The organism is Colwellia sp., assembly GCF_013214175.1.
Classification (GTDB): domain Bacteria; phylum Pseudomonadota; class Gammaproteobacteria; order Enterobacterales; family Alteromonadaceae; genus Colwellia.
The window spans coordinates 899,874-913,950 of sequence record NZ_JABSPA010000002.1 but is presented as its reverse complement, the minus strand read 5'-3'; the positions used below and the strand labels follow the sequence as shown (position 1 = coordinate 913,950).

At 39.2% G+C, this 14,077-nt stretch carries 15 protein-coding genes and 1 pseudogene; 9 read left to right on the top strand and 7 right to left on the bottom strand.

Annotated features, from left to right (window positions below):
* Positions 1-155: 155 nt before the first annotated feature.
* Together HRT55_RS06930 and rpsU are read right to left on the bottom strand one after the other, a co-directional pair.
* Positions 156-605 carry a GatB/YqeY domain-containing protein gene (locus HRT55_RS06930; RefSeq protein WP_291613363.1) on the bottom strand — a complete coding sequence of 150 codons (450 nt, stop codon included), beginning with the start codon at positions 603-605 and terminating at the stop codon, positions 156-158.
* 37 nt (positions 606-642) lie between these two features.
* On the bottom strand, positions 643-858 hold the full coding sequence (gene rpsU / locus HRT55_RS06925) for a 30S ribosomal protein S21 (protein ID WP_011045067.1): 216 nt from the start codon (positions 856-858) through the stop codon (positions 643-645).
* Positions 859-1,147: 289 nt separating this feature from the next.
* Between rpsU and tsaD the strand changes: the two genes are divergently transcribed.
* Positions 1,148-2,209 carry a tRNA (adenosine(37)-N6)-threonylcarbamoyltransferase complex transferase subunit TsaD gene (gene tsaD, locus HRT55_RS06920; RefSeq protein ID WP_291619897.1) on the top strand — a complete coding sequence of 354 codons (1,062 nt, stop codon included), beginning with the start codon at positions 1,148-1,150 and terminating at the stop codon, positions 2,207-2,209.
* An 81-nt stretch (positions 2,210-2,290) separates the two neighbouring features.
* Here tsaD and plsY read toward each other — a convergent pair whose 3' ends face one another.
* Complete coding sequence (gene plsY / locus HRT55_RS06915; protein ID WP_291619896.1) at positions 2,291-2,881, bottom strand: glycerol-3-phosphate 1-O-acyltransferase PlsY; 591 nt, start codon at positions 2,879-2,881, stop codon at positions 2,291-2,293.
* A 172-nt stretch (positions 2,882-3,053) separates the two neighbouring features.
* Between plsY and folB the strand changes: the two genes are divergently transcribed.
* From folB to HRT55_RS06895, 4 genes are all read left to right on the top strand, one after another.
* Positions 3,054-3,425 (top strand): dihydroneopterin aldolase, encoded by a 372-nt coding sequence (gene folB, locus HRT55_RS06910; protein ID WP_291619895.1) that lies wholly within the window; start codon positions 3,054-3,056, stop codon positions 3,423-3,425.
* Positions 3,425-3,922 (top strand): 2-amino-4-hydroxy-6-hydroxymethyldihydropteridine diphosphokinase, encoded by a 498-nt coding sequence (gene folK / locus HRT55_RS06905; RefSeq protein ID WP_291619894.1) that lies wholly within the window; start codon positions 3,425-3,427, stop codon positions 3,920-3,922. Before folB ends, folK begins: the two co-directional genes overlap by 1 nt.
* Positions 3,923-3,973: 51 nt before the next feature.
* Positions 3,974-4,795, top strand: a complete 822-nt coding sequence (locus HRT55_RS06900) for an undecaprenyl-diphosphate phosphatase (protein WP_291619893.1) — start codon at positions 3,974-3,976, stop codon at positions 4,793-4,795.
* A gap of 156 nt (positions 4,796-4,951) precedes the next feature.
* On the top strand, positions 4,952-5,794 hold the full coding sequence (locus HRT55_RS06895) for a tetratricopeptide repeat protein (protein WP_291619892.1): 843 nt from the start codon (positions 4,952-4,954) through the stop codon (positions 5,792-5,794).
* 142 nt (positions 5,795-5,936) lie between these two features.
* Here the strand turns inward: HRT55_RS06895 and zapE are convergent, their stop codons facing one another.
* Positions 5,937-7,052 carry a cell division protein ZapE gene (gene zapE, locus HRT55_RS06890; RefSeq protein ID WP_291619891.1) on the bottom strand — a complete coding sequence of 372 codons (1,116 nt, stop codon included), beginning with the start codon at positions 7,050-7,052 and terminating at the stop codon, positions 5,937-5,939.
* Positions 7,053-7,234: 182 nt separating this feature from the next.
* Here zapE and HRT55_RS06885 point away from each other — a divergent pair, with 182 nt between their 5' ends.
* The 4 genes and pseudogenes from HRT55_RS06885 (at position 7,235) to HRT55_RS06870 (ending at position 10,689) form a co-directional block, all read left to right on the top strand.
* Positions 7,235-7,690, top strand: coding sequence for a DUF1043 family protein (locus HRT55_RS06885; RefSeq protein WP_291619890.1), 456 nt, complete (start codon positions 7,235-7,237; stop codon positions 7,688-7,690).
* Positions 7,691-7,812: 122 nt separating this feature from the next.
* On the top strand, positions 7,813-9,204 hold the full coding sequence (locus HRT55_RS06880; protein WP_291619889.1) for a Do family serine endopeptidase: 1,392 nt from the start codon (positions 7,813-7,815) through the stop codon (positions 9,202-9,204).
* Between the two features lie 153 nt (positions 9,205-9,357).
* Positions 9,358-9,615: pseudogene (locus HRT55_RS06875) on the top strand (hypothetical protein).
* Positions 9,616-9,618: 3 nt separating this feature from the next.
* Complete coding sequence (locus tag HRT55_RS06870; protein ID WP_291619888.1) at positions 9,619-10,689, top strand: trypsin-like peptidase domain-containing protein; 1,071 nt, start codon at positions 9,619-9,621, stop codon at positions 10,687-10,689.
* A 197-nt stretch (positions 10,690-10,886) separates the two neighbouring features.
* Here HRT55_RS06870 and HRT55_RS06865 read toward each other — a convergent pair whose 3' ends face one another.
* The 3 genes from HRT55_RS06865 to ccoG all read right to left on the bottom strand — a co-directional run bounded on the left by HRT55_RS06865 (position 10,887) and on the right by ccoG (position 14,063).
* Entirely contained in the window at positions 10,887-11,531 is a 645-nt protein-coding gene (locus tag HRT55_RS06865; protein ID WP_291613386.1) for a DsbA family protein, read from the bottom strand.
* 82 nt (positions 11,532-11,613) lie between these two features.
* Complete coding sequence (locus HRT55_RS06860) at positions 11,614-12,600, bottom strand: serine/threonine protein kinase (protein ID WP_291619887.1); 987 nt, start codon at positions 12,598-12,600, stop codon at positions 11,614-11,616.
* Positions 12,600-14,063: a cytochrome c oxidase accessory protein CcoG gene (gene ccoG, locus HRT55_RS06855; RefSeq protein WP_291619886.1), complete on the bottom strand. Its 1,464-nt coding sequence runs from the start codon at positions 14,061-14,063 to the stop codon at positions 12,600-12,602. Before ccoG ends, HRT55_RS06860 begins: the two co-directional genes overlap by 1 nt.
* Positions 14,064-14,077 lie beyond the last annotated feature (14 nt).

Genomic DNA, 14,077 nt, shown 5'->3' with positions numbered 1-14,077 from the left:
ACTTAAGTATTCTACACAATACCCGTGAATAAGTAGCTGGATTTTTTAATTTTTAGTAAAAAAACTCTGTATGAGGAAGTCATAAAAAAGTCATAAAAAAACCGTAACAGCCAAGGCCATTACGGTTTTATTTAATGTATTAAAAAGGGTGTTAGCTATGATGCATTAAGTGCAGCTCTAACTTGACCGCTTACCGCGCCCATGTCTGCTTTACCTTGCATTAAAGGTTTTAACACCGCCATTACCTTGCCCATATCAGCCATAGAAGCTGCACCAGACTCAGTAATTGCTTTGCTTATTAATTCATTAATTTCTTCTGCACTAAGCGGCTGCGGCATGAAAAAATCGATAACAACGATTTCCGCTGCTTCTTTCTCTGCCAATTCATCACGACCACCGGCACTGAACATTTTAATTGACTCTTTACGCTGTTTAACCATTTTGGTTAGCAAGGCAATAATATTGTCATCTGTTGCTTCGGTTTTGTGATCAATTTCTGCTAGTTTTATTGCAGAAAGCGCCATGCGAATAACACCAAGACGTAACTTGTCTTTGGCTCGCATAGCAGTTTTCATTTCATCTTTGAGTTGTATTAGAAGTGACATCTATCAATCTCTTAGAATAGTTATACTAAGATAGTTCTTAGTACATGCGAACGCGACGAGCGTTCTCGCGAGAAACTTTTTTCGCAGCACGTTTAACAGCAGCTGCTTTCTTACGTTTACGTTCCCAAGTCGGCTTTTCATAAGATTCGCGACGACGAACTTCTGAAAGGATTCCTGCTTTTTCACATGAACGTTTAAAACGACGTAATGCAACGTCAAATGGTTCGTTTTCTCTTACTTTAATTACTGGCATGTACTTTATTACCTTAGGGTAGCTATATAAATTGGTGATTGATTTCGACTGAACAATACAAATATTTGCAATGTTTGCCTCATCCACACCCACTCTATTAAAAATTGGTGACGTATTCTACTTCTAAGCAGATAGGAATGTAAAGATTAATTTAGGCGCTATTGATAACTTTTGGCTAATTGCACTGGTGCCTAACTTACAAACACGTTAAAATCGCCCTCCTTATTATTACTGTGCTCTGGCGTAATAATAACAAGCTAACATTTTACTATTTTTTGAGACTATAACTATGCGTATTTTGGGTATTGAAACTTCTTGTGATGAAACTGGCATTGCCATTTATGATGATGGTCAAGGCGATCGTCCACAAGGTATACTCGCTCATCGCTTATATAGTCAAATTGCTGTGCATGCCGATTATGGCGGTGTGGTGCCAGAGTTGGCCTCACGAGACCACGTTCGTAAGACTATTCCTTTAATAAAACAAGTTTTAGCCGATGCTAACCTGACACCTCAAGATCTTGACGGTGTGGCTTATACTGCAGGCCCAGGTTTAGTGGGTGCATTACTCGTAGGTTGTTCAATTGGTAGAAGTTTAGCTTATGGCTGGGACTTACCTGCGGTACCGGTGCATCATATGGAAGGTCACCTATTAGCACCTATGCTTGAGGATGATGTTCCTGAGTTTCCTTTTGTCGCATTATTAGTATCTGGTGGACATACCATGCTAGTGCGTGTCGATGCTATTGGTGAATATAAACTACTCGGTGAGTCGGTTGATGATGCCGCCGGTGAAGCTTTTGATAAAACCGCTAAGTTGCTCGGTTTAGATTACCCTGGTGGCCCGGCGCTATCTAAGATGGCTGAAAGTGGACAAGCAGGTCGCTTTAAATTACCTCGCCCTATGACAGACAGGCCCGGTTTGGATTTTAGTTTTAGTGGCTTGAAAACAGCTGCGGGCACTTTAGTTCGTAAAGAATGTATTAATGTTGAGCCGGCTTTGTCTGAAAGCCAATTAAAGCAAACTCATGCTGATATTGCCCATGCATTTCAGCATGCAGTGGTAGAGACCTTAGCGATAAAATGTAAGCGTGCACTACAACAAGAGAAATTAAGCCGTCTAGTGATTGCTGGTGGTGTCAGTGCTAATACTGCTTTACGTGAGAAACTTGCCCTGACAACTAAAAAGCTTGGTGGCAGTGTCTTCTATCCTCGCCCTGAATATTGTACCGATAATGGTGCCATGATTGCTTATGCGGGCTTGCAACGATTAAAAGCCGGTACCGATGCCGACTTAACCTTTAAAGCCAACCCTAGATGGCCTTTGGATTCACTTCCGCCAGTTAAGTAGTCGCTTAGTTAGCAGATAAGTAACACGCCCTGAGTTTTCTATCATAGATATTCGGGGCGTCATAATTGCTTATACAGTTTATTAAATTTTATGAGTAATCTTACTTTCTGTGCCTTTAAACAAGCGTTTAATATTTTCTCTATGTCGAAAGATAATCAGAGCACTAAGCATTAAAGTTGGATAAACATATAGCGGTTTTAACAAGTAGACATAAAGTGGTGCCAGAGATACGGTAACAATAGCCGCTAAACTAGAATATTTACTAACCTTCGCCACTAATACCCAAGTAAGAATGAGTAAGCCTCCCAAAGTAAAACCAATCGGTAGCAAAGTCCCTAACGCAGTTGCGACAGCTTTGCCGCCTTTAAAATTGAAAAATATTGGGTACATATGCCCTAAACAGGCAGCGACGCTAATTACACCTAAATAAATAGCTTCTATTTTTAAAAAATATGCTCCCCACACCGGGATAGTGCCTTTAAGAATATCTAAAAATAATACCGTTGCTGCAGCTAGCTTATTGCTCATACGCAAGACATTAGTCGCACCCGGGTTTTTTGAGCCCGTTGTTCTTGGATCCGGCAAACCTAAAAATTTACACACCAATATTGCACTAGAAATAGAACCTATTAAATAAGCAGCAATGATCATGGTTAGTATGAGTAATAACATTTAAATGACTAAATCCATTATTGGCATAAAAGAATAGAATTATTATTCTATCTCCATCTCTGCTAGTTTTTCTAGCACTTCGCAGGTAAAATCGCTCTTTATTTTGTAACAATTGCATAAATACTGCAAATAGTTACTGCAATATTTCTTCTCACAGCATAATAGGTAAGTCATGGATAAGGTGTTTATTAAAGGTTTAAGTATTCAAACCACGATAGGTTTTTTTCAGTGGGAAAAAGAAATAAAACAAACCTTGGTCATTGACCTTGCCATGGGCTGGAATACGGCTAATGCGGCAAAAAATGATGAACTGGCTAAAACCTTAGATTATGCCGAGATTTCAGTGGCTATAGAGCGCTTTGCTAACGACAACCCTGTTGACTTAATTGAGACCCTTGCTGAACGCTTAGCCAGCTATTTAATGACTCAATACCATATCCCTTGGTTAAAGCTCTTCGTTGGTAAACCAGGGGCGGTACATAATGCACAAACTGTTGGTGTAGAAATTGAACGTGGTAAGCAAACCACAGAGACCCAAGTTTAATGGCACAAATTTATATCTCACTAGGTAGTAATGTTGAACGTGAGCATTATGTTAAACAAGGCTTACTTTCGTTAGCTAAAGCATTTGAACTGCCCTTTGAGCAGTTAAGCTTATCTTCATTATTTGAATGTGAAGCAATAGGCTTTAATGGGCCCGCTTTTTACAACATGGTGATAGGTATCAACTGCCGACAGAATGTTGAACAGGTGGCTAGTATGTTACGTGACATTGAGTTCTATCACGGTCGCGACCATAACGCCAAGAAGTTTAGCCCACGTACTCTAGACCTGGACTTGTTATTATATGATGATTTAATTATTGAGCAGCCAGCACAACTTCCTCGAGATGAAATAACTAAAAATGCTTTTGTCTTATGGCCGCTGAGTCAAATTTCACCTGAATTACAACACCCGATATTAAAAAAATGTTATCAAGAGTTGTGGCATGATTACAATAAAAATAGCCAACAGCTTAGCATTGTCGCTAACTGCTGGTAAAGTGACCCGCACCAACATTAAGATTCAAAGTTAAAGGACAACGAACGACACATGAGTACTTTAGAAATAATCATCCTTGCCTTATTACAGGGCTTAACCGAATTTTTACCTATTTCCAGTTCCGCCCACCTCATTTTGCCGTCAAAAATATTAGGCTGGCAAGATCAGGGGCTAGCCTTTGACGTTGCCGTGCATGTTGGTACTTTATTAGCAGTGATGCTGTATTTTCGCAAATCAGTTGGCTCTATGGCTGTAGCCTGGTGTGGAACCGTTGGCATAGGCCCGGAAAAAGGTAAGCAAAGTTTTGATGGCAAGCTGGCTTGGTGGATATTATTGGCCACCATCCCTGCCGGTTTGTTTGGCCTTTTAGGTAAAGATTTTATTGAAGAGCACTTACGCTCCGCTCTAGTTATTGCTGCGACAACATTATTGTTTGGTGCTCTGTTAGGTTTTGCTGATATTAAAGCAGGAAAACGTAAACAGCATAAACCCATGGAAATACTCGGTATCAAAGGCGCAATGTTAATAGGCTTAGCGCAAGCGATTGCCTTAATCCCTGGCACCTCTCGTTCAGGTATTACCATGACCATAGGTTTAATGTTGGGCTTGAGCCGCGATAATGCTGCACGTTTTTCGTTTTTACTTTCTATTCCTGCCATAGCTATGGCAGGAAGCTATTTAACGTTAAAGCTAGTTTTATCAAGTGAAGTAGTTGATTGGTTTGCCATGGGCTTAGGCAGCTTAATCGCTTTTGTTAGTGCTTATGCCTGTATCCATTACTTTCTTATTTTATTAGAGAAGTTAGGCATGATGCCCTTTGTTATCTATCGATTATTCTTAGGTGTAGGCTTACTCTGGTTTATCTTAGCTTAGATTTGCCTTTGGCTAGGCTCAGCAAGAGAATTAAGAGAATCAATAATTAAGAAGAAAAAGAATAAGCAGCACCAATGACCTATTAAGACTTTCAATAGTTACCCGTTTTATAGTTAAGATTTTAATAATTAATACCAACACATTCGAGAAATAAATATGATTGCCATTACCCTAGATAACTTTCAACAAATGGTTGTTGAAGAGTCAAAAAGAAAATTAGTGCTGGTAACCTTTTGGGCTCAGCAAGTACCTGAAAGTATTGAATTACGCGATAAATTAGCTGCCAAGCTATCTGGATTAACTGACCATATAACTTTGGCGACTGTCGATTGTCAAAGCCAAGAGCAAATCGCTCAGCAGTTTGGCATTCAAGGCTTACCCACGGCTATTTTACTAAAAGATGGCCAACCCCTTGACGGTATTTCAGGACCACAAGACGATGTTAGCATAGCTACATTTTTAGAGAAGCATCTACCTAAGCCAGAGGATGTCTTATTAGGACAAGCTAAAATTGCCTTGGCTAATGGCCAGTTAGTCGAAGCGAAAACAGCCATCGACCAAGCCTATCAAATTGATAATAGTCGTGCCGATATTAAGTTAGTATTGATTGAGGTTTACTTACAGACAGGAAAAACAGCTGAAGCCAAGGCACTGATAGGAACCATAATGATGGTTGATCAAGGTAGTGAATATCAAGTATTACTGGCCAAAGTAGAATTAGCAGAGCAAGCAGAGAATTCTCCTGAAATTCAAGCCTTAGAAACACAGTTAAAAGCAACGCCTGATGACATCAATCTCAGCCAACAACTTGCTACTCAGTACAGCCAAGTGAATCGTCATGAAGATGCCCTAACAATATTATTTCGTCTAGTACAAGCGGGTGATGAAAGCACTAAAGATAAAAGTAAGGAGTTGTTTTTAGGTGTCTTAAAATCGTTACCTGATGGCGAACCACTGGCAGCAAAGTTTCGTCGAAAGCTTTACACACTAATGTATTAATAAGCTACGGCTAACAAGTTTGAACAAGTAATTAAGTAACAGATATCAAAAAGCCCGGTTCACTATGCAAGTGAACCGGGCTTTTTTCATATTCAGTTAAAACATAGCGAATACTGTGCTGAGCTAATGTTTACTCTCATGTTTAGGGAATGTGCTCACTCGCCAGGTAATCGTGTGATTGCATTTCTTGTAAACGACTTAAACAACGTTTAAATTCAAAGGCAAGACGACCACCACTATACAAGTCTTCTAAGGCAAGCTCCGCCGACATAATTAACTTTACATTACGCTCATAAAACTCATCAACCAAGGCAATAAAGCGGCGCGTGGTATCGTCACTATCAGGACCCATTTTTTTAACGTTCGCCATTAATACTGTGTGATACAGTTGACTGATTTCCATATAATCCCCTTGACTACGGGCACTTTCACACAGTACCGAGAAGTCAAAATAGACCACGCCATCACTCACCAAAACGGTTTCTAATGGCCGATTATGAATCTCAATAACTTGCCCTGCTTTGCCTCCATCGCTTGAAAGTTGCTTAAAGTAATGCTGTAAGTTTTCTTCAGCTTGGGCATCAAGTGGATAATGAAATATTTCTGCCTGCTCTAAGGTTCTTAAACGATAATCTACACCGCTATCGACATTAACGATGAGGGTATGTTCGTTTATCAGCTTGATTGCCGGTAAAAAACGCTCACGTTGCAGGCCGTTACGATACAGTTCATCGGGGATAATATTTGATGTCGCCACTAAAATAACATTATGAGCAAATAACTCTTCGAATAATGTGCCTAAAATCATGGCATCGGTAATATCTGAAACAAAGAACTCATCAAAGCAGATGATCTGTGTTTCATCAGCAAACTTTTTAGCAATGATTTTCAGCGGGTCCGATTGTCCTGACAAGCCTTTAAGCTCTTGGTGAACCCTGTGCATAAAGCGATGAAAGTGCACACGAGTTTTGTTTTCAAACGGTAAGCTGTCAAAAAAAGTATCAACCAAATAGGTTTTTCCTCGACCAACACCACCCCAAAAGTACAAACCTTTAATCGGTTTTTGTTCCTGTTTTTTATATATTTTTTTCCAGCGATTAAGGACTTTTTTAAAACCTGATACCGCTAAGGGCTTACTTTGTAAATCGTCATATAAACGTTGCAGATGGATAACAGCATTTTCCTGTGCCGCATCAAAAAGAAAATCATCTCTGGTTAAATCTTGTTTATACTTATCTATAGGAGAGAGCTTTATCATTGAGAGCCTATGTTATTAAAATCAATTCTTAATGCGTGTTGAGGTACTTAAAAAACAACTATTTGCTAAGATATTTAACTAAGCATTAACTCAGCAAATTGTTTTGATGATAGTATAATCTATCTCGGTATCATATTTATACCCAACGAATCAATTTCTATTTACAATGTAAGGTAAACCCTATGGATGTAGTAATAGCTCTAGTCATTTTTATCATCGGCGGCATTGGTGGTTTTTTCGCAAATCGCCTTCTTTCAAGTAGCAGCCAAGAGCAACGTAAATTAGCAGAACAAGTGAATAAAAGTGAAGCAGCTTTAGATCAATACAAACTTGATGTTGCCGAGCATTTATCTAGCTCAGCCAAGTTACTTGAGCAAATGAATAGCACTTGCCAAACGGCGATGAAACAAATGCAAGAAAGTACCCAATTACTGCAAAAAGCTACCACGGTTGAAGTTGACAGTATGCCATTTTTCTCAGCAGAGACTCAGCAACAACTTGCGCAAACAGCAACTTTACGTCATCAAAAACGCAGCAGTGCCGTAACTGAAGTAATCACTGAAGCGCCGCTGGATTACTCTGATACCCCGAGCGGATTATTTGACGAACAGAAACAAAAAGTTACAACTGCAGAGTAATTTTATACATGATTTACTGAACTAAAGGCTTTTAGTTCAGTCTATTTTGGGGTATTGATAAAGAAGTTAACTTGTATGCATGTTAACTTTTTTTAACCGTTATTTTCGGAGAACTCTTAAATATGAAAAAATCATCTAAATTATCTCAACGCGCTAAATATTCTAAATTATCTATTATCATCAGCGCGGCATTATTCTCTTCTACTCTAGCACTCTCTAGTGCGCCAGCTTTAGCTAATTGGCCAGCGCAAGTTGATGGTCAAATGATGCCAAGTTTGGCACCTATGCTTGAACATGCAACCCCAGCTGTTGTCAGTATATCTGTGATAGGTACTCATAAAGTAGCACAGAAAAATGTCCCTGATGCTTTCAAATTTTTCTTTGGTAACAAGGGTGAAAATCAACTTCAACAACAGCCATTTCGCGGTTTAGGCTCAGGTGTCATTATCGATAGTGATAAAGGCTATATTGTTACCAACAACCATGTGGTAGAAAACGCTGACAAGATCATGATCACCTTAAAAGATGGCCGTCAAATAGAAGCGAAAAAGCTAGGCAGTGATGCAAAAACTGATATCGCCTTATTACAAATCGAAGCAGAAAATTTAAGAGAGATTAAGCTGGCAGATTCTGATGAACTGCGTGTTGGTGATTTCGCTGTCGCTATTGGTAGTCCATTTGGCTTAGGTCAAACAGTAACCTCGGGTATTGTTAGTGCTCTTGGCCGTAGTAATTTAAATATTGAACATTATGAAGATTTTATTCAAACCGATGCAGCGATAAATAGTGGTAACTCTGGTGGTGCTTTAGTTAACTTACGCGGTGAGTTAATTGGTATTAATACTGCCATAATTGGACCTAGTGGCGGTAATGTCGGTATTGGTTTTGCTATCCCAAGTAATATGATGCACAACTTGGTGACACAAATTATAGAGTTTGGTGAAGTTCACCGCGGTATTCTTGGTGTATCTGGGCGCAGTGTGAACAGCGAAATAGCTAAAGCCATGGAACTAAACATCAGCCAAGGTGGTTTTATTGAACAAGTAATGCCAGATTCTGCCGCCGATGAAGCGGGTATTAAAGCCGGTGACGTTATTGTTGCGATGAATGGTAAAGCGATCAAAAGCTTCCTTGAACTGCGCGCTAAAATAGGCTCAATTGGCGCCAATAAAAAAGTTAACTTAACAGTAATAAGAGACGGTGATAAAAAAACTTTTACCGTTAAATTAAAGCAAGATCAGAGCGCTGATATTAGTGCCGCAAGTATTCACCGTATGTTAGAGGGAACTCTACTAGAAAATGACACTAAAAATCAGGCGATAATCATAGAGCAAGTTGCTCAAGGCTCTCCAGCTGAAATGGCGGGGTTAAAGGCGGGTGACATTATCACTGGTGTTAACCGTAGTCGCATCAAGGATATTGCCCAATTACGCGATTACCTAAAAGATAAAACCGGTGTCTTGGCGCTAAACATTGTTCGTGATAATCATGCTCAGTACATAATGATCCGCTAATCGGCTATTTGGAATAGTTAGATTAAATAGAAAAATCTACAGCTAAGCTGATGATATTGACGCTAACGATTCAATAGTGGCAGTCAAGAGGGGCTGTTGATCTTTCAGGGTTAAATTTTGTTCGAGATAAAAGCGTTTTAGTCGCGGCGAGTAGTGTGTAGCCTAGTCATTCTAAGCAAATACTACTCAACAAAGAATAAAACGCTTTTAGCCGAATCCTTCGGACAGCGTTTGTTGGGTATTTTTACTGCGTTATCGCCTTTTTATGTGGAATAACCACATGACAAAGGCTCTACCTTGTATAAATACCCAACAATTCGCTGCAAAAGCAATCTCGAAAAATCAACAGCCCCTATCATCAGATTTTTTTATGTTACACTGAAAAACTTGGTGCAACATAAAATAAGATAGCCTTTGAAACTCTTCTCTTCAATCAAATATACACTTACAGCAATCAGTTACGGTGTATTCTTAGCTGTGCTGCTATTACTGCTGATGCCGGGATTAGTTCCTGGTTTAAATGGTACGAGTTTGGTAACCAGCCTTTTCAAAGGCAGTCAAGCGCAACAAGCACCTATGTCATTTGCTAAAGCGGTTAGTATTTCCAGCCCTGCGGTGGTAAATATTTACTCAGAACAAATTGAAGTGAATCCACAATACGGCCGCAAACCCCGTAAAAGTACCCGCTTAGGCTCAGGGGTCATTATGGATAATCACGGTTATATATTAACCAACTTACACGTGATACGCCAAGCAGACCTGATTCAGGTATTACTACAAAGTGGTCAATTATACCCAGCTGAGCTAATAGGCTTTGACCATTATACTGATTTAGCGGTATTAAAAGTGAACGCTAGCAACCTGCCAGTTATTCCACAAAAAGAACAACAAACCTCATTAGTCGGTGATATTGTCCTTGCCATTGGTAACCCACTTAATTTAGGTCAAACCGTAACCCAAGGCATTATTAGCGCTACCGGCCGTAGTGGTTTAAGTAACACCAGCTATTTAGAGTTTTTGCAGATGGATGCTGCTATAAATGAAGGTAACTCAGGCGGCGCACTTATTAATAGTAACGGCATTTTAGTGGGAATTAATTCAAGGAAGTTCACCCAGTCCAATCCGCAATTATCTATTCAGGGAATTTTCTTCGCTGTCCCTTATCAACTCGCCTATAAAGTAATGCGTCAGATCATTGAAAATGGCAAAGTAGTACGCGGCTGGTTAGGAATTTCCACGCAAAATTACCACCCAGAGTTAAAAGGCTTTGTTGTTGATGATGTGATGGATAATAGCCCAGCACAAAGCGCAGGTATACTGGTGGGTGATGTAGTTTATCAAATAGATAACCAGCCAATAGATAGTGTTACAACGGCCCTAGATATCATTGCTGAAACACCGCCAAATACTGAGTTAACTTTTAAGGTTTATCGACAAGGTAATGCCATAATCATCAAGGTTAAGATTATTGAGCTATCTAATTAACAAGCGAGTTACGTTAGTTAATTAGATCTTAGTTAATGCAATGTTATTTTATAGCATTAACTAACATCTGCTAAACAAAAAAAAGGCAGACTGTAAAGATACAGTCTGCCTTTTTGTATTTACTAACATTTATTAAAAACAATGTTATCAATTCAGTACGATTAACTCAGCACTATTAACAATAGTCGTAATAGCTCTTATGAGTCTAATTCAAGTAAGTATTTCACTAGATTTTTATAATCTTGTTCCAAATTGTTTTTATCTAATTTTGCTGCGTTGACTCGGTATTTTCCATTAACAAAAATAGCTGGAACGCTAGTTAAAGCACGTTTAGCACTCATGGTGTCTTGGCTTTTCTTTAATGATTTTGCTTGTGAATTCACGCTAAAGCTTTTCATTAACTTATCAAACTTCTCACCATCAGCACCATTTAAGACAAAGATATTACGTAAGTCTTTTTCTGAAGTTATAACTGCGCGTTGTACTTGTACATAATTAAAGATAGCACCAACAAGCTTATCCGTATTATCCATTTGCTCAGCAACAACGATTGATTTAGTGATCATCGCTTGAACTTTCGGGCTAGCGGCACGAAGAAAATCAACATGGTTACGCACAAACTTTGCATCTGCAGGTAGTGATTTTTTTAAGTCATGGGCAAAAGATTCAAAAGTCATACAATGCGGACAGTAAATAGAGAAGTATTCACGCACTTCTTTTTTCTTAGTAACCGTTTCACTCACTTTAGTGTATTGCTCACCTTCTGTATATTGCGCAGCAGTGGCACCTACAGATAAAACCAACAGCGGCATCAACAAAAGAGATTTTAGTATTTTATTCATTATTTTTTCCTAAAGTAAAATGGCCCAATAACAGTAACAACTATAAATAACTTCAATTAATTACTTATATGCATTACTAGGGCTAAAAGTTATTCAAACTTAACGGTGCTTGTTGCAAGGCAGACATTTGCTCTTTCAGCATCAGTATTTGCTGCTCCCAATATTTCTCGGTATTAAACCAAGGAAAATTTGGTGGGAAAGCAGGATCTTGCCAACGTTTGCATAACCATGCCATATAATTAACCAGTCGCATAGTTCTTAATGATTCTATCAACATAAGCTGATCATTTTCAAAGGAAAAGAACTCTTCATAGCCCATTAATAATGTATCAAGCTGTAACAACTGCTGTTGCCTGTCTCCTGATAGCATCATCCAAAGGTCTTGAATAGCAGGCCCGGTTCGACAGTCATCTAAGTCAACAAAGTGAGGCCCTTCATCACGCCATAAAATATTACCTGCATGACAATCACCATGTAAGCGAATTTGCTTGGTATGTTGTGCCGGTAAATACTGCTTGGCCGCAACGTCAATAACCTGATCTAAAATGGTAAAAAAGGGCGTTGTTAAACTTTTAGGAACATAGTTTGAAGCAATAATACTATCACGTGCTTGGAACAGTAATTCATCGGTATTGAAATTTGGCCTATGTTGAAAGTCATTTTGTGAAGAGACCGCATGAATACGGGCAATAAACCGGCCCATCCACTCTAGTTGGTTGAGGTTATCGACCTCAAAAATACGTCCACCTCGACAAGGAAATACGGCAAAATGATAGCCTTTAAATTCAAATAAACTTCTGCCATTAACTTTTAGTGGCGCAACTATCGGTAGTTCTTGCTCTTCAAGCTCAAAGGAAAAATCATGCTCTTCGTGAATCTGCTTAAGCTGCCAACGCTGTGGTCGGTAGAACTTAGTCACATATTTAACTAAGTTATCATCATGAAATTGATAGACTCTATTTTCATAGCTGTTAAGCGCTAATAAACCGCTATCAACGCTAAACCCGGCACTCTCTAAACCATCAATAATTAAGTCTGGTGACAATGCACTAAAATCAAATGAAGCCATTAGTGTTTATTAAAGAATCGGCTTTCTTGCTCGATCTTCGCCTCACTTTCCGGTGATATTTGTTCAACGGTAAAGGTAATATTAGTCATAAAACTTTCCAATTCATAAGGGTCTACAGAGATACTTATCGGCAATGTATAAACAGTAGCCGCTTTAACGGTCACTTCTTGTTTTCCATGCCATTGGGTATTATTAATACCCTGCATAGATAGCTTATAGGTATTATCTGTTTGCGACATATTGAGGATTTTTAAGGTAAAGACATTTTCAATGTCGCCATTAAAGTTCTCTTTCGCCAGCTCTGTTCGGTCGCGAATAATATCTAAAGATAAAGGCACGCGATTAACGATTTCAAGTACTAACAGAGTACTCATAATAATGAGTAACACCGCATAACCAACGAGTTTAGAACGTAGTAGATGGACTTTATTACCTTGTAATTCATGCTCTGTGGTATAACGAATAAGGCCTGACTCATAGCCCATCTTATCCATAACGCCATCACACGCATCAACACAAGCGCCACAGTTAATACATTCATATTGCAAGCCATTGCGAATATCTATGCCGGTAGGGCAAACCTCCACACATAAATTACAATCAATACAATCTCCTAGCCCCATGGCTTTATGGTCTTGTTTACGACCGCGAGCACCTCTGCTCTCGCCGCGCTTACTATCATAAGCAACAGTTACGGTATCTTTATCAAACATGGCTGATTGAAAACGTGCGTAAGGGCACATATGTAAACACACAGTTTCACGCATCCAACCGGCGTTGCCATAGGTGGCAAAGGTGAAAAAAGCTAAAATCCCGGCCATCATCACGCTAGTATCTAAGGTAAAGACATCAATAAACAAGTCCTGCATTGGCGAAAAGTAGCCAGCAAAAGTCATCGCGGTATAAAGCGAAAATAATAACCAAGCACAATGTTTTAATGTTTTACGTATAACTTTATTGCGATTTAATGCTTGTTTGTCTAACTTTCTTCTTTGATTTGCTGTGCCTTCAATTTTCTCTTCAAACCAAATAAAGATAAAAGTCCATACGGTTTGTGGACACATATAGCCACACCAGACTCGACCAACAAAGGTGGTGACAAAGAACAGTAAAAAAGCACCCAGTATGCTAAACCACGCCAGCAAAGTTAAATCTTGTGGCCATAAAGTAAGGTTCCACAGGGTAAAGCGTTGTTCACTGATATCAAACAATACCGCTTGATGACCATTAAACTGTAGCCAAGGCAGTATGAGAAAGAAGGCAAAATAAACAAGGTTCATCCGCTGCCTGAGTTTTTGAAAAAAACCAGAGACTTTACGGACATATATTTGATCACCGGGTTTGTAACGTTCTTTACCGGTGTTTTTATTGCCATGAATTTTGACATTTTTAATGGGGATGTACTGTTCAACCGCCGCCTTTTTTGTTTTAGGCGCAGAGGATGATGGGTCGTTTGCTCTCACGATGAATCCTTGGT